The organism is Streptomyces sp. NPDC049597 (genome assembly GCF_040675505.1).
In the GTDB taxonomy this organism is placed as follows: Bacteria; Actinomycetota; Actinomycetes; order Streptomycetales; family Streptomycetaceae; genus Streptomyces.
Genome location: NZ_JBFAOY010000014.1, coordinates 101,754 through 117,030, shown reverse-complemented (window position 1 = coordinate 117,030; position 15,277 = coordinate 101,754). Strand labels below are relative to the sequence as shown.

Here is a 15,277-nt window from a genome sequence, read left to right as displayed (position 1 = left end):
CGCCCCGAGGACACCGTGCGGCCCGAAGAGAATCTGCAGGCGTGGGAGCTGGACACCACCCGCGCCCCCATCGCCACCAAGATCGTCGTGGCGGGCGGTTTCGGCGTGGGCAAGACGACCTTCGTCGGGTCGGTCTCGGAAATCACCCCGCTGCAGACCGAGGCACTGATGACCCGGGCCAGCGAGGACACCGACGACCTCACCGCCACGCCGGAGAAGACCACCACGACCGTGGCGATGGACTTCGGCCGCATCACGCTCGACGACGACCTGGTGCTCTACGTCTTCGGCACACCCGGCCAGCAGCGCTTCTGGTTCATGTGGGACGACCTGGTGCGCGGGGCGATCGGGGCCGTCGTGATGGCCGACACGCGGCGGCTCGCGGACTGCTTCCCGGCCCTCGACTACTTCGAGAGCTGCGGGCTGCCGTACGTCGTGGCCGTCAACCACTTCGAGGGAACGACCGCCTACGAGGCCGAGGACGTACGGGAGGCCCTCACCGTGCCGCCCCACGTGCCGGTGGTGATCATGGACGCCCGTCAGCGCGTCACGGTCATCGAGTCGCTGCTCGCGCTCGTCGCCCACGCCCTCGAAGCCACCCCCGAATAGCCTCCCGAACATCTACGGAGCACCCCTGTCATGCGGAAGATTCTCATAGTCGGCGCCGGCCAGTCCGGACTGCAGCTCGCACTCGGCCTCCAGTCCCAGGGCTACGAGGTCACCCTGATGTCCAACCGCACGGCGGACGAGATCCGGTCCGGCCGGGTCATGTCCACGCAGTGCATGTTCCACACCGCCCTCCAGCACGAGCGGGACCTGGGCATCAACTTCTGGGAGACGCAGGCCCCGAAGATCGAGGGCCTCGGCGTCTCGGTCGCCGCGCCCGACGCGAGCCGCGCCGTCGACTGGGTCGGCCGGCTCGACGGCTACGCCCAGTCCGTCGACCAGCGCGTCAAGATGGCGGGCTGGATGGAGACGTTCGCCCAGCGCGGCGGACAGTTGGTCATCCACGGCGCGGCCGTGTCCGACCTGGACTACTTCTCCCGCACCTACGACCTGGTGCTGGTCTCGGCCGGCAAGGGCGAGCTGGTCTCCATGTTCGGCCGGGACGCCTCCCGTTCCCCGTACGCCGAGCCGCAGCGCGCGCTCGCCGTCGCCTACGTCCACGGCCTCGGCCCGCGCCCCGAGCACCCGGACTACGACGCGGTGCGCTGCAACCTGGTGCCGGGCGTCGGCGAGCTGTTCGTGATGCCGACCCTCACCACCTCGGGCCGCGCCGACATCCTGTTCTGGGAGGGCATCCCCGGTGGACCGCTCGACGTCTTCCAGGGCGTCAAGGATCCCTCCGAGCACCTCTCCCTGACGCTGGAGCTGATGGAGAAGTACACGCCCTGGGAGTACGCGCGGGCCACGAAGGTCGAGCTGACCGACGCGGCCGGCACGCTGGCCGGCCGTTACGCGCCGACCGTGCGCAATCCCATCGGCCGTCTCCCGGGGGGCGGCCTGGTCCTCGGCGTCGCGGACGTGGTCGTGGCCAACGACCCGATCACCGGTCAGGGCTCCAACTCCGCGTCCAAGTGCGCGGCCTCGTACCTGGCGTCGATCACCGAGCACGGCGACAAGCCGTTCGACGAGGCGTGGATGCAGGCGACGTTCGACCGGTACTGGGAGACGGCGCAGCACGTGACCAAGTGGACGAACGCGATGCTGGGTGTCCCGCCGGAGCACGTGCTGAACCTGATCGGCGCGGCCGGCCAGCTCCAGCCGGTGGCGAACCGGTTCGCGAACGGCTTCGACAACCCCGCCGACTTCGAGAACTTCTTCTACGACCCCGAGAAGGCGGGCGCCTACCTGGCTGAGGTCGCCCAGGGCGCGCAGGGCGCCTGACGGCACCGGCCGGTTCAAGCGCCGGGGGCGCCTCCCCGGCCCGCAGGAGCTCGGTGCCTTCCTCGTTCCCGTCCGTTTCCTGCCGTCGCACCGCCGGGCAGGAGCGGTGGGGACTTCGGTACGGACCCGAGGGCGGCGACGTCCTCGGGGAACGCGTCGGGCGGAGCCGTGTGTCCGCCGGAGAGCCTGGTTCACGGACCCGGCCTGACAGGCCGTCATCTCCGGCTCTCGGGCGGCCGGCCCGCCCCACGGCACGAGCAGGTGGCACGGCGCCGCACGAGCCCGCCGAGCGGTCGGGCGCTGCGGCGCCCCGTCAGTCCACGGGCAGGGCGTAGAACACCGTCCCGCGGCGGACGAGTACCCCGCGGTTCCCGGCCGGCATCGCCGTGTAGCGCGGCGCGGCCTGTTCCTCGGCGTCGGTGGCCCCCGCCTCCTGGAACTTCCACAGCCGCCGGCCGTCGCGTGCGGAGAAGGCGGTGAGCTGCGCGGCGTCGCCCGCGAAGACGGTGCGGCCGCTCGTGCTCAGGGCGGTCGAAGGGGTTTCACGCCACACCGGTGCCTCGGTGGAGCGGCGCCACAACGGGCGACCCGTTGCCGTGTCGACGGCGCACACCTGCTGGTAGCGGTTGGCGACATACAGGGTGGGGCCGTGGAAGGCGGCGGTGCCGAAGGCGAACACGCCGCTCTCGCCGCGCGCGTGGGCCGCGGCGACCCGCCACTGCCGCTTGCCGTCCGGCCCGGAGTACGCGTGCAGCTCGCCGCCCGACGCGGCGTACAGCCTGCCCGTCGCGTCACCGCTGACGGCGGCGGTTGGCGCCACCGCGCTGAGCGGTACGGACGCGAGCGGCTTGCCCGTACGGCGGTCGAAGCCGAGGATCGCGGTGCCGTTCCTGGCGGCTCTGCGCTGGGCGGGGGTGAGGGTGTGGCCGTCCTGCCGTACGAGCACTTCCCCGGGGCGGGCCGCGACCAGCTGGTACCGCGGGGTGTAGGGAGCACGCCCCTCGGGAACGCGGGCCCGCCACAGCTGCTTGCGCCCGGCGAGGTCGTAGGCGATGACGTACGTCTCCCGTACCTGCGCCTTGCGCTTGCGCTTCTTGACGGTCCTCTCCACCGTCCTGCGCACATGGGCGGTGAACCAGACGGTGGGGCCGTCGGCCCCCATGACGTTCCCGATCGTGAGGCTCTCGCCGGGCTGCGCGAGCGTCTCCTTGGCCACGCGGTGGCCGGGCCGGCCGTCCTCGGCCGACACCCACAGCAGTGCGTCGGCGGTGTCGACCAGGCAGAACGTGGTGTCGACGGGCACGGCCGGGGAGGTGGACGCGGCCTGCGGGAGCTCCCACCGACGCCTGCCGGTACGCAGGTCGACGCCGGTCATCCGCTCCGCGTCCGTCACCAGCAGCAGCCGGTCGCGCCACACGGTCGCCCCGACCGGCTGGTCGCCGGTGGCCGGATGCGCGTACCGCCACGTCGGTTCGGGTGCGAGGCCGGACATGCGGCTCGGCCGCGGGGCGGGCGCCGGCCTGGCTGGCCCGGTCGTGTCCTCGCCGTCCCCGGCGAGGGCGTACACCGCCCCGCCGCCGACGACGAGCCCGGCGGCACCGGCGGCGGCCGCGACGAGCACCCCGCGGCGCGCGATGCCGGGCACCTGTGGGGGCGGGGCGGAGTGGACGGGCAAGGCAGGTGGGAGGACGGCGGGAAGGGCGGGCGGTGCGGTAAGGGGCGGTGCGGCCGGTGCCGGGACGGGAAGGGCGGCCGGTCCGGCGGGTCGACTCACCTGGAGGGGCGCGGTCTCCCGCCGCGCGACACCGGACCGCCGCACGAGCACGGTGCCCAGGTCCTCGACGTGTTCGCTCCCCGCGCTCGCCGGGGCGCCCGCGCCGGCGCTCGGCACCGGGCCGGTGGCAGCCGCCGCCGCTCCCGCGCGCAGCGCCCCGCCGCCCGACACCAGCGTCGCCGTCTGCGACTCCTGGGCCGCCAGGGCCGAGAGCAGCACGTCCGGGAGCCACCCCTCGCGGGCCAGGGCGGACGCGCCCTCCAGGGCCAGGTCCGCCGCCACCGTTCCGGCGAGCGGGCGTTCGCCGGGGGACTTCGCCAGGCAGGACGCCACGACGGGGCGCAACTCCTCGGGGACACCGCTCAGTTCCGGTTCGCCGTGGGCGATCCGGTCCGCGTCCGCGAGCGGGGTCGTTCCCGTCGACGCGTACGCGAGCAGTTGGCCGAGGACGAACATGTCCGAAGCGGGGCCCGGCCGCGCGCCCGTGGCCTGTTCCGGCGTCAGGTAGCCCAGTCTCACCGTCAGCTGACCGTCCGCGTCCGCCTCGGCGACGACCGCCGCGCCCAGCGCACCCAGCGCCGTCACCCGCGGGCCGTCCGCCGCCAGCAGCACGGTGTCGGGCGACAGGCCGTGCAGCACCGAGCCTGTGGCGTGCACACGGGAGAGGGTCTCGGCGAGCGCGGCGCCCAGGATCCGCACCGCGCGCCCCGGCAGCGGGCCGGCGAGCGCGATCGCCTCCCGCAGGGTCAGCGCGGGGACGTACGGGCTCGCCGTCCACAGCAGCGGACCGTCCACGTCCGCCACGACCGGCTGCACCCAGCCCCCGGCGAGCTGCTCCGTCCTGCGGGTCTCGTGCCGGAAGCGGCGCCGGAACACCCGCGAGGCGGCCAGCCGGGGCCGTACGAGCGCGACCACGAACGCCGTTCCGTCCGGACCGGCGGCCAGAAAACGGACCGAACTGGCCGACTCGCGCACGCGCCCCAGCGTGCGGTACGGGCCGATCAGGCCCGGATCGTCCGGCTGCAGCGGCTCCATCGCGACATCCCCCCTGGTGACACGGTCCCGCGATCCTATGGCGTGCCCTTCGGCTTCGACCAGGGCCACCGGATCTCACGCCGCTCCACGCCCTCGGGCGCGTACTCGTACTTCCAGCCGCGCTGCAGGCCCAGCCGTTTCGTGTACCCGGCCGGGACACGGCGGTAGGCGTGGACCGCGGGCGGGCGGCCGTCGTCCTGCGGGACGGGGATCCTGTACCACTTCGGGGGGTGGCCCGTGGGGCCCACCAGCACCGGCAGCACGCGTCCGTCCATCGGGCCGCCGACGAAGGGGGTGTTCTCGCTTCTCACGGCTCCAGTGTCACAGCAGATGCGACGCCCCGCCGACGACCGGCACCAGGCGGCGGGCCAGCGTGCCGACCGCTCCGGCCGACGTCTCCTGGGCCACCAGGTCCGCGACCGCTCCCGCCGTCTCCTCGTCGGTCGCTGCCGTCGCCACGAGCAGGGCGATCAGATGGTCGACCAGCCAGTCCCGCATGTCGTCGGCCGGCGGCTGCTTGCCCTCGTCGATCCAGATCAGCGAGGCCGCCTCGACGGCCGCGATCCAGGTGCGCACCAGCATCCGCAGCCGGGGCCCCGCGCCCTCGGCGCCGAGGTGCAGCAGGATCTGCTCCGCCGCGGACCGCCGCACCTCGTCGACGATCGACGTCGTACGAGAGGTCTCGACGACGCTCCCGCCGCGCAGCAGCGCGCTGAACCCGGTGTCGTGCTCGTCGACGAAGGCCAGGTAGCGGTCCAGGACCCGGCCCAGCCGGGCGGTCGGCGGCCCGGCGGCCGGCTCGGCGAAGCAGTCCTCCAGCCGGTCGGCGGCCGAGCGCAGCGCCGCCTCGTACAGCTGTTGCTTGCCGCCCGGGAAGTAGCGGTAGACGAGGGGCCGGGAGACACCCGCGGCCTCCGCCACGTCGTCGAGCGAGATCTCGTCCGGCGGCTGGTGCGCGAAGAGGGAGAGGGCCGCCGCGAGCAGCTGCGCGCGGCGCTCCTCGACGCTGAGCCGTCGGTATGCGCGGGCCGCGGGAGCAGGACTGGTCATGCTTCGCAGCGTAACCGCAGCCCCTGTCGCGTTACGCGAGAAGGCCGGAGCTCCTCCACAGCCTGCGGCCCGCTCCGCGCAGCACGCCGATGTCGTCCAGGAAGTCGGTGAGCCGCCGGGCCCCCGACTGCATCACCTCGCGCCGGTGACCGCTCGCCCGGACCTGGGCGACGGCCTCGCGCCGGTCGAGCCCCACGTTCTCGTACACCTTCGGGTTGATGAAGCAGACGCTGAAGACGCGGGCGGCCTCGCCGCAGCTGAGGCGTGTGAGCTCCTGCTCCCAGCGCGGCGCCGTCACCATCTGACGGCGCAACTCCTCGCGGGCGTAGCGGACATGGCGGGCCTCCTCCACCACGTGGATACGGGTCACTCCGCGCACGAGGGTCTGCACCCGCTCGTCGGGGAAGGTGAGGCGCTGCATCCAGTCGAGGATCTCCTCGCCGAGCAGCGTCGCCGCGAAGGACCCGGGCGTGGTCGAGACGGTCTTCAGCACGCGCGCCAGGTTGTGGTAGATCCGCGGCACCGGATAGGCGGGCGCCCCGCCCTTGTCGATCATCCTGGCGAACATCATCGAGTGCCGGCACTCGTCCGCGATCTCCGTGAGGGCGTAGCGGACGTGGTTGCTGGTCAGGGGCTTGTCGTAGATGTGGCGGACGAGCAGCTGCATCAGGATGATCTCGAACCAGATCCCGAGCGAGGCGAGCGACGCCGCCTCGTGCCGGGCCAGGTCCATCCGCTGCTCCTCGGACATCCGGCGCCACAGCGGGGTGTCGTAGAGCGACACCAGCTCGGGCGGCCAGAACCACTTGCCGTCCTCGATCGGCGCCTCCCAGTCGAGCTCCTTGTCGGGGTCGAAGGAGTGCTTGGCGGAGGACTCGAGCAGGCGGGCGGCGACCTGCTCCCGGTCCCGCAGGGGACCGAGGGCGTCGCGGAGCACCTGCACCTCGCGTTCGCTCACGGTTGTCATGGCTGAGGACACCTCGCGCGTGGGTTACCGGTCGTCACCCGCTATGAGACTGCCCGTCAGCAAGCTCGTCAATCCCTCGCGCACGACTTGTTGACTGTCCGTCTACCACCGTGTGAGCCTGCCAACTGCCCTTGCACATCGGTGAGTACGAAACGGGATACGAGGCGAAGGAGCCGCCAGTGTCGACGTACGAGCACTACACGCACGCCCCCGAGAACCCGCTCTGGCAGGTCCCCGCCTCCGGCTCGGCACGCTTCAGCTGGGAGTACGACCACGGCCGCGACCGGCTGCTGGCCCTGTACCAGAAGGGCAAGGACAAGCAGTGGGACGGCGCCAAGCGCATCGACTGGGACCTGGAGGTCGACCCGTACGACGCCCTCGGCACCCCCGACGAGGCGCTGACCCTGTACGGCACCCGGCACTGGACGAAGATGACCGACAAGGACAAGGGCGAGCTGCGCAGGCACTACACGGCCTGGCAGTTCAGCCAGTTCCTCCACGGCGAGCAGGGCGCCATGATCTGCGCCGCGCGGATCGTGGAGTCCGTTCCCGACCTCGACGCCAAGTTCTACTCGGCGACCCAGACCATGGACGAGGCCCGGCACGCCGAGATCTACGGGCGATTCCTGCACGAGAAGATCGGCATGCTCTACCCGATCAACGACAACCTGCAGGGCCTGCTCGGCGACACCCTGCGCGACTCCCGCTGGGACATGCCCTACCTCGGCATGCAGGTCCTCATCGAGGGCCTGGCGCTCGCCGCCTTCGGCCTGATCCGTGACACGACGACCAAGCCGCTGCCCAAGCAGATCCTCGCGTACGTGATGCAGGACGAGGCCCGCCACGTGGCCTTCGGGCGGATGGCCCTGCGCGACTACTACCGGCAGCTCACCGACGCCGAACTGCGCGAACGCGAGGAGTTCGTGATCGAGGGCTGCTACCTCATGCGCGACCGCCTGCGCGGTGTCGAGGTCCTGGAGAACCTCGGCATCTCGCGCAAGGAGGCGGAGGAGTACTCCGAGCAGTCCGAGTTCCTCCACCTGTTCCGCAAACTGCTGTTCAGCCGCATCGTGCCGTGCGTCAAAGACATCGGGCTGTGGGGCGAACGGCTCCAGAAGGCCTACTTGGACATGGGGGTCTTCGAGATGGGCGACGCCAGCCTCGACCTGCTGATGAGCCAGGACGAGGAACTGGCCGAACAGCTCGACCGGGAGCGGTTCGCCGCCGAGGAGCAGGAGCGTGTGTCCGAGGTGAGGGAGGCGATCGCGGAGGGCGCCGAGCTCTCGGGCAGCTGACGCTCCCCGGCGAAGCCGGCCGCCGCTGCGGGGGCACGTCGTCCCTGCCGTCGATGTCGTCTTCGCCGAGTGCGTCCGGCGTGACCGCCGTCAACCGGCGGCGGTGAGTCCCACCGGCGGCGGGAACGCCGTCCGCAGAGTGAACGCGTACTCCGTCGGCCCGTGCTCGCGCACATGGCGCAGGCGATCCTCCGCCTCCCGGACCGTCGGGCGGTGGCCCGCCGGGACCCACCACATCGTGGTCATGACCTCCTTGACGCGCTCGAAGAACTCGTAGCGGCGCGCCAGCAGTTCGCGGTGCATCCCCTGGTACATGAACGCCGTCAGCGCGTTCGTGTCCCGCCACACCGACATGTTCACCATCAACGCGTCGTCGCCGAACACCCGCATGTCCGTCGCGTTGCCCGACTCGTTCTGCAGGCGCCACACGAACCCGTCGGCCGCGTCGGCGACCGCGTTCACGGGGTCCAGGTTGTCGACGAAGTCCTTCAACTCCGCGGAGTCCAGCGGGTGTTTGAGCCGGGCGATGTTCACCTGCGCGAGTTCGTATGCGGTCATGGCCGCACAGTAATCAGATGCCTTTGCGCCGCAACCGAAATTTCGAGCAGTGAGACGTCCGCCCCGCGCGGCGCCACCAGTTGGAGTCCGACCGGGCAGCCGTCGCTCGTGAAGCCCGCCGGAAGGCTGGCCGCCGGATGGCCGCTCAGATTGAACACCCACGTCAGCGCGGTGGAGTAGACGTCCGGGCCGGGGCCGTCGTGGCCGTGCGGGCGGTTGGGCGTGGTCGGGGTGATCAGGAGGTCCGCCCCGGCGAACAGCGCGTCGAGCCGCCGGTCGTTCTCCTCCCGCACCGCCGCGCCCTCCGCGGCCCGCCCGGCCCGCACCGCCGTCCACGCCTCCGCCGGGTCCAGCAAGGACGCGCCCCGGGCGCTCGGGCGTACGACGCCCGCCGACACGAGCCGCTCCACAGCCGCCCGCGCGACGGCCAGCACCTCCTGGTCCACGTCCGCGAACCCGAGGTCCGGCGACCACACCGCCCGCAACGGCAGATCCGGGGCGGACTCCGCCTCCCCGGCCCCCACACAGCGCAGGTACGCCCGCGCGTCCGCCGCCGTCCGCGTCAGCACACCGGCCGACGCGAGCCCGGTGCGGTCCGGCGACGGCAGCAGCCCGTTCGTCGTCTTCAGGCCGAACACCCCGCACCACGCCGCCGGGATGCGCAGCGAGCCCGCTCCGTCGCTGCCGGTCGCCAGCGCCGCCATCCCCGCCGCCACCGCCACCGCCGAACCGGCCGACGAGCCGCCCGGCGTGCGGTCCGCGCGCCAGGGATTGCGGGTGGGGCCGTGCGCGCCGAGGCCCCAGGTCTGCCAGTACGTGCCGGGGCCGGGCACCGAGGTCGACCCGACCGGGACCGCGCCCGCCGCTACCAGCCGGCGGGCCGCGTGGGACCGCAGGCCCGCCCGCCCCTTCACCGCGAACGGCATGCCCGCGAGCGGCAGTCCGCGATCCACCGCGCGCCCCTGCTCCAGCGCCCGCTCGCCCCACACCTCGACGAAGGCGCTCAGCCCGGGATCGAGTCGTCCGATGGTCTCCAGTGCGCGCGCCACGTCCATGCCGTCAGTCTCGCAGTGCCGCCTTCATGACCGCGCGGGCGATCGGTGCCGCGCTGCCCCCGCCGCTGATCTCCTCCCGGTCCGCGGCCGCGTCCTCCACGACCACCGCCACCGCCACCCCGGGCTGCGCCGCGTCCGCTGCCTGCGCCCAGGAGATGAACCAGGCGTACGGGACACCGGCGTTGCCGACGCCGTGCTGGGCCGTGCCGGTCTTGCCGCCCACGACCGCACCCTTGATCGCCGCGTTGCTCCCGGTGCCCTCCTCGACGGCCCGCACCATCAGCCGGCGCAGCCGCAGCGCCGTCGCCGGGCTCATCGCCTGCCGGTAGGAGCGGGGGCCGTACTGCGCCACCGGGTCGCCGTCCGCCCGGGTCACCCTCTCCACGAGGTACGGGTACCGGACCGGGCCGCCGCCGGCGACGGCCGCCGAGACCATCGCCATCTGCAGGGGTGTGGCGGTCGTGTTGAACTGCCCGATGGAGGAGAGCGCGAGCTGGTCGGCGGACATGTCGGTGTCGAAGTTCGACCGCGAGACCGCCGCCGGGATGCGCAGCCCCTCGTCGTTGAAGCCGAATCCGACTGCGGCCTCCACCATCCCGGAGAGTCCGACCCGCGCGCCGAGTCCTGCCATCACGGAGTTGCACGACCACTGGATCGCGTACGCGAGCGAGGCGTTCTCACAGCCCTCGGTGGCGTTGGGCAGCCTGGTGCCGGTACCGGGCAGGACGTACGGGTCCGGTGTGCGGGTCGGCGCGTCCACGTCGTCGACGACACCCGAGTCCAGCGCCGCCGCAGCCGTCACGATCTTGAAAGCGGACCCGGGCGGATACGTCTGCCGGATCGCCCGGTTGAGCATCGGCCGGGCGTGCGCGCCGTTCAGCCGCGTCCACGCGTCCGCCGTGTCCTGGCCCGAGCCGGCCAGCTCGCCCGGGTCGTAGGAGGGGCTGCTGACCAGGGCCAGGATGCGGCCCGTCGCGGGCTCGACCGCGGCGACGGCGCCGCGCCGCCCGTTCAGCCCCTCGTACGCGGCGCGCTGCACCGCCTCCCGGATGGTGGTGAGGATCCTGCCACCGGGCGGGCGGCCGCGGCTGAGGTCGTTCCAGAACGGCAGCGGGGACAGCAGCGGGTCGGTGCCCGAGAGGATGCCGTCCTCGATGTTCTCCAGCAGGGAGGTGCCGTACGTCTGCGAGGCGTAGCCCGTGACCGGAGCGAACAGCGGTCCATGGCGGTAGGTCCGTTCGTACCGCAGCCGTCTCCCTGTGTCCCGGGAGCCGGTGACCGGCCTGCCGTCGACGAGGATGTCGCCGCGCGGCTGGGCGTAACGGGCGATGGCGGTGCGGTGGTTGGCCGGGTTGTCGACCAGGGAGGGCGCCTCGACGACGTGCACCCGTGCGGCGTTGACGAGCAGCGCGGCCAGCAGGAGCACGCAGAAGGCGGCCGCGTGCCGCATGCAGCGGGTCACCGGCCGGCCGCCGGCAGCGGGGCGAGCGCCTCGGGCGCGGCCGCCTCGGGCCGCGGCGCCCTGGCAGAGTCGCTCAGGCGGACGAGCAGGGCGACGATCACCCAGTTGGTGACGACGGAGGAGCCGCCCTGGGCCAGGAAGGGCATCGCCATGCCGGTGAGCGGGATCAGCCCCGTCACGCCGCCCGCGATGACGAACGCCTGGAGCGCGATGATCGACGACAGGCCGACGGCGAGCAGCCCGCCGAAGGCGTCGGGCAGCGCGAGCGCGGCGCCGTAACCCCGGGCGACGAGCAGCGCGTACAGCAGGAAGAGCGCGGTCAGACCGACGAGGCCGAGCTCCTCGCCCGCGGTGGCGAGGATGAAGTCGGACTTGGCGGCGAAGCCGATGAGCACGGAGTGGCCGAGCCCGAGGCCGGTGCCGAGCATCCCGCCGGTGGCGAAGGCGAACAGCGACTGGGCGAGCTGGTCGGGGCCCTGCCCGGCCTCGATGCTCGCGAACGGGTCGAGCCAGTCCTGGACGCGGCCGTGTACGTGCGGTTCCAGCGAGCCGACCGCGTACGCGCCGGCCGCGGCGAGCAGCAGGCCGACGGCGATCCAGCCGGTCCGTCCGGTCGCCACGTAGAGCATCACCACGAACAGCCCGAAGAACAGCAGCGAGGTGCCGAGGTCCCGTTCGAGGACGAGCACGCCCACGCTCGCGAGCCAGATCGCGAGCACCGGGCCGAGAACGCGCCCCGCGGGCAGCTGGAGTCCGGAGAACCACCGCCCCGAGCGGGCGAGGGCACCGCGGTTGGCCGCGAGATACGCGGCGAAGAACACGGCGAGCAGCACCTTGGCGAACTCGCCCGGCTGGATGGACAGTCCGCCGACGCGGATCCAGATGCGGGCGCCGTTGACGGCGGGGAAGAGGATCGGCGCGCAGAGCAGGGCGAGGGCGGCGACGACGCTGACGTACGCGTAGCGCTGCAGCACCCGGTGGTCGTGCAGGGCGATGACGGAGGCGATGAACAGGGCGACGCCAAGGGCGGACCACACGAGCTGGGCGGGCGCGGCGACGTCGCCGGGGGTCTCCAGGTCGAGCCGGTAGATCAGCACGAGCCCGATGCCGTTGAGCAGGACGGCGATGGGCAGCAGCAGCGGGTCGGCGTAGGGGGCCCGCAGGCGGACGGCGAGATGGGCGACGAGGGAGAGGAGCCCCAGTCCGGCGCCGTAGCGCATGGTGTCGGGGGGCACGGCACCCTGCCGGGCGAGGCCGACGGCGACGTAGCCGTAGACGGAGACGAGGACGGCGCAGACGAGGAGCGACAGTTCCACGCCCCGCCGCTTGGCGGGGCGCGGCGCGGGCGGGGGCGACACCGCCGTCGTTGCGGTCATGCCACGCAACGTAGCAAGCCACAAGAGCATTTACCCCTTTATGTCAGGGAGCGTCTTGGGCGGGGACGTCCGGCGGACCGTCGTCCGTGAACCGTACGCAAGCGGCGGGGGCAGCCGCGCGACGGCGCACCCGGTCCACGCGGCTCGCCCTCGGGGCCGGCCGCGCTCATATCGGGGGTACGGGGCCGGGCTCGCACGTCTCCCGCCGGCCCGGCCCGAAGGCCGGCCGGGAGGCTGCGCCGGGGCGGTCACCGGCCCGTCGGCCTCATTCGCCCGGGCGCACCGTCTGTCCACCGGACGGGGCGGCGGCCTGGACCTGCAGCTGCTCGGCCTGCGGGGCCGTCAGCCGCTGCTCCGCGCCGCAGAACGTGCACTGCGTCGCGTACTTCGTCGAGATGGGGAACAGCGGCACGAAGAACAGCGTGAACTTCGTGACCCGCTTGCGGAGCGTGTGCGCCGACGGGTTGCCGCAGTGGCCGCAGACCAGCGTCAGTACGGCCAGCTGGTACAGGTAGCCCTTGGTGCCAAAAATGATCATGTTCTGTTTCCCTCCGTCATGGCCCAGGATCGCGCATGCGCCGCGACGGGCGCGGCCCGGGCCCGTGACGCGGGCGGGCGGCCGGGGGCCGGACGGTCACGGCCCGCCCGTGACCGCCTGCCGGCACAGGCTCAGCAGCCTCTCGTCCCGGAAGATGTCATGGCCGCCGCCCGCGTCGATCGCGTTGTGCCGCCGTACGGACAGCAGTTCGCGGTCGACCAGCCGGTCCGCGCCCTCGGCGCCCTGCGTCGTCATCTCCGCGAGAGCCGCCGCGACCGGCACCCGGGCCTGCGGCATCTCCCCCCAGGCCCGGCGCAGCACCGGCCATGCCCGGCCCGGGTCCCCGGTCACCCGCCACAGCGCCGCGGCCGACTCGACCCGCGTCCACGGCTCCGCCGACCACAGCAGCGCGCCGAGCAGATGGGCGGCCGGCGCCCCGGCCGGGCCCAGCCTGCCGAGCACGGCCGCGGCCGTACGCCGGGCCCTCAGGTCGGGCCCGTTCAGCACCGCGCACAGCACCGGCAGCACCGCGTCCGCGTCGCCCTCGACCGCCCACAGCGCACCGGCGGCCCTCGCGGTCAGCGCCGCGGGCAGTCCCGCGTCACCGGACCGTCCCCGGTGCGGTCCGGCCACCAGCCGGCGCAGCTCCGGCACGGCCTCGCGCGCGGCGGGTCCGAAGGCGGTCAGCGCCCGCAGCGCCGACTCGGCCACCCCCTCCCGCCGGTGCGCGGGAGCCTCCCGCAGCACCCGCAGCACGGCGGGGACCGCCTCGGGCAGCGTGTCCGCCGCCCGCAGGACGGACAGCCCGTGCAGCAGCGGCCCGGCGTGTTCGTGGAGCGTGTCGTCGAGCGCCAGGCGCGCGAGGCGGTCGCACAGCGCCGGTCCGAGCGGCGCCGCCGCCGTCCCGAGCCGGTCCAGCGACTGCCCGAGGTCTCCCGGCGCCTCCCCCCGCTCCAGGATCCGTGCCAGGACGGGCACGATGCGCGCGTCGCCCGCCCGCACCAGCGCCATGACCGCCGAGCCGAGCGTCGGCGGCCCGGCGTCCCACGCGCGCACCCAGCCGTGCGGCTCGGCCGCGACCCGCTCCAGCAGCGCGTCCGCCGCGGGCTCCGCCAGCTGGAACAGGTCCTTGAGCACGCAGGCCGCCGCGTCCCCGAGCCGGGGCTCGGGGTCGGCGAGCTGCTCGCCGATCAGGCCCACCAGCTCGCCGTAGGCGCCGCGCAGGGTCCGCAGCAGCGCCTCGCTCATCCGTACGGCGTCGATGCGCTGGCCGCGGTCGGGGCTGCACAACTGGTCCGCCAGCAGCGCGATCCGGTCGTCCACACGGTCGCCCAGACCGGCGTGGAGCGTCCGCAGCAGGTCCGCGGTCCACGGCGCCACCCGTCCCGCCGCGGCCGCGGCCCGTATCTCGCGCGGCTGCTCCAGCACCGAAGGCGCCGTCGTGTCGGCCGCCGCGCCCACCACGACGGGCTCCGCCCGCAGTTCGCGCAGCAGGCCGGTCACCCACGGCACCACGTCGGCCGGCAGCGCCGCCGGGGCGCAGCGGGCGAGCTGCGCGATCGCGCCCAGCCGCAGGCCCGCGCAGTAGGCCGGGCCGCCGATCGTCATCAACCAGGCGACGACGTCGGGCCTCAGGCACTGGTGCCGCATCGCTATCCGGCCCGCCGCGTCGATGCAGGCCAGCCGTACCTCGTTGTCCGTCTCCCGGTCGAACCTCTCGCGCAGCAGGTCCAGCACCCGTACCGGATCGCTGTGCAGCGTCGCCAGCGCGAGCGGCGCCGCGAGCCGCACACCGCGGTCGTGGTCCCCGGCCAGGGCGAGGAACACGTCGGCGCCCGCCGTCACGGCCGACGCCGCCATGGCGTAGTTCGCCGCGCCCTCGAAGTACTCGTCGTCGGGGTCGAGTTCGTCGTCGCCGTCGAGGTCGATGCCGCCGATGCTGGTCAGCAGCTCCAGGATGCCGCCCCGGTCCTCGACCGCGGGGTCGGCCACCAGCTCCATCAGGAACGGGATGCAGGCGAGCGTCGAGTCGTAGACGTCCCCCTGGTGGTGCACGGACCCGTACATCGCGTCGAGCGCGTGCTCACGCTCCTCGGGATCCGCTGAGGCCAGTCCGCGCAGTAACTCCGGCACATCGTCTGCCGGGCCGTAGGCGTGCTCCAGAGAGGCCCAGTCGACCTCCTCGATCCCCGCGAACACCGTTGCCCCCTCCCCCGGAACCCTGCGTCCGTCCTTGTGTCTGGTGGAGAGTGTGCCCCACGACCCCGACCGGGCGACCGG

At 73.4% G+C, this 15,277-nt stretch carries 13 protein-coding genes; 3 read left to right on the top strand and 10 right to left on the bottom strand.

Annotated elements, in window-relative coordinates:
* Positions 1–15: 15 nt before the first annotated feature.
* Complete coding sequence (locus tag AB0K02_RS18250) at positions 16–609, top strand: ATP/GTP-binding protein (protein ID WP_365993525.1); 594 nt, start codon at positions 16–18, stop codon at positions 607–609.
* A 30-nt stretch (positions 610–639) separates the two neighbouring features.
* On the top strand, positions 640–1,887 hold the full coding sequence (locus AB0K02_RS18245) for a styrene monooxygenase/indole monooxygenase family protein (protein ID WP_365993461.1): 1,248 nt from the start codon (positions 640–642) through the stop codon (positions 1,885–1,887).
* 313 nt (positions 1,888–2,200) lie between these two features.
* On the opposite strand, the gene AB0K02_RS18240 is transcribed toward AB0K02_RS18245, so the two are convergent.
* The 4 genes from AB0K02_RS18240 to AB0K02_RS18225 are packed head-to-tail and all read right to left on the bottom strand — an operon-like array spanning position 2,201 to position 6,713.
* Complete coding sequence (locus AB0K02_RS18240) at positions 2,201–4,696, bottom strand: PQQ-binding-like beta-propeller repeat protein (RefSeq protein ID WP_365993460.1); 2,496 nt, start codon at positions 4,694–4,696, stop codon at positions 2,201–2,203.
* A 35-nt stretch (positions 4,697–4,731) separates the two neighbouring features.
* Positions 4,732–5,007, bottom strand: a complete 276-nt coding sequence (locus AB0K02_RS18235; RefSeq protein WP_365993459.1) for a hypothetical protein — start codon at positions 5,005–5,007, stop codon at positions 4,732–4,734.
* A gap of 10 nt (positions 5,008–5,017) precedes the next feature.
* Positions 5,018–5,746, bottom strand: coding sequence for a TetR/AcrR family transcriptional regulator (locus tag AB0K02_RS18230; RefSeq protein WP_365993458.1), 729 nt, complete (start codon positions 5,744–5,746; stop codon positions 5,018–5,020).
* 31 nt (positions 5,747–5,777) lie between these two features.
* Positions 5,778–6,713 carry a diiron oxygenase gene (locus tag AB0K02_RS18225; protein ID WP_365993457.1) on the bottom strand — a complete coding sequence of 312 codons (936 nt, stop codon included), beginning with the start codon at positions 6,711–6,713 and terminating at the stop codon, positions 5,778–5,780.
* 179 nt (positions 6,714–6,892) lie between these two features.
* Here AB0K02_RS18225 and AB0K02_RS18220 point away from each other — a divergent pair, with 179 nt between their 5' ends.
* Positions 6,893–8,008: a ferritin-like domain-containing protein gene (locus tag AB0K02_RS18220; RefSeq protein ID WP_365993456.1), complete on the top strand. Its 1,116-nt coding sequence runs from the start codon at positions 6,893–6,895 to the stop codon at positions 8,006–8,008.
* Between the two features lie 90 nt (positions 8,009–8,098).
* Here the strand turns inward: AB0K02_RS18220 and AB0K02_RS18215 are convergent, their stop codons facing one another.
* The 6 genes from AB0K02_RS18215 to AB0K02_RS18190 form a co-directional block, all read right to left on the bottom strand.
* Complete coding sequence (locus AB0K02_RS18215; protein WP_365993455.1) at positions 8,099–8,566, bottom strand: DUF3291 domain-containing protein; 468 nt, start codon at positions 8,564–8,566, stop codon at positions 8,099–8,101.
* The gene (locus AB0K02_RS18210; protein WP_365993454.1) at positions 8,563–9,621 is read right to left on the bottom strand and encodes an amidase; all 1,059 of its coding nucleotides are present in this window, start codon (positions 9,619–9,621) and stop codon (positions 8,563–8,565) included. Before AB0K02_RS18210 ends, AB0K02_RS18215 begins: the two co-directional genes overlap by 4 nt.
* Before the next feature lie 4 nt (positions 9,622–9,625).
* The gene (locus tag AB0K02_RS18205; RefSeq protein WP_365993453.1) at positions 9,626–11,083 is read right to left on the bottom strand and encodes a penicillin-binding transpeptidase domain-containing protein; all 1,458 of its coding nucleotides are present in this window, start codon (positions 11,081–11,083) and stop codon (positions 9,626–9,628) included.
* On the bottom strand, positions 11,080–12,459 hold the full coding sequence (locus AB0K02_RS18200; protein WP_365993452.1) for an FtsW/RodA/SpoVE family cell cycle protein: 1,380 nt from the start codon (positions 12,457–12,459) through the stop codon (positions 11,080–11,082). Before AB0K02_RS18200 ends, AB0K02_RS18205 begins: the two co-directional genes overlap by 4 nt.
* A gap of 265 nt (positions 12,460–12,724) precedes the next feature.
* Entirely contained in the window at positions 12,725–12,997 is a 273-nt protein-coding gene (locus AB0K02_RS18195; RefSeq protein ID WP_365993451.1) for a zinc-ribbon domain-containing protein, read from the bottom strand.
* A gap of 96 nt (positions 12,998–13,093) precedes the next feature.
* The gene (locus tag AB0K02_RS18190) at positions 13,094–15,196 is read right to left on the bottom strand and encodes a PBS lyase (protein ID WP_365993450.1); all 2,103 of its coding nucleotides are present in this window, start codon (positions 15,194–15,196) and stop codon (positions 13,094–13,096) included.
* Positions 15,197–15,277: the final 81 nt, after the last annotated feature.

Bases quoted from the DNA above. Each gene is read 5' to 3' on its own strand.
- AB0K02_RS18245 (WP_365993461.1), top strand. From the start codon at position 640: ATGCGGAAGATTCTCATAGTCGGCGCCGGCCAGTCCGGACTGCAGCTC.
- AB0K02_RS18240 (WP_365993460.1), bottom strand. From the start codon at position 4,696: ATGGAGCCGCTGCAGCCGGACGATCCGGGCCTGATCGGCCCGTACCGC.
- AB0K02_RS18230 (WP_365993458.1), bottom strand. From the start codon at position 5,746: ATGACCAGTCCTGCTCCCGCGGCCCGCGCATACCGACGGCTCAGCGTC.
- AB0K02_RS18225 (WP_365993457.1), bottom strand. From the start codon at position 6,713: ATGACAACCGTGAGCGAACGCGAGGTGCAGGTGCTCCGCGACGCCCTC.
- AB0K02_RS18215 (WP_365993455.1), bottom strand. From the start codon at position 8,566: ATGACCGCATACGAACTCGCGCAGGTGAACATCGCCCGGCTCAAACAC.
- AB0K02_RS18210 (WP_365993454.1), bottom strand. From the start codon at position 9,621: ATGGACGTGGCGCGCGCACTGGAGACCATCGGACGACTCGATCCCGGG.
- AB0K02_RS18200 (WP_365993452.1), bottom strand. From the start codon at position 12,459: ATGACCGCAACGACGGCGGTGTCGCCCCCGCCCGCGCCGCGCCCCGCC.
- AB0K02_RS18195 (WP_365993451.1), bottom strand. From the start codon at position 12,997: ATGATCATTTTTGGCACCAAGGGCTACCTGTACCAGCTGGCCGTACTG.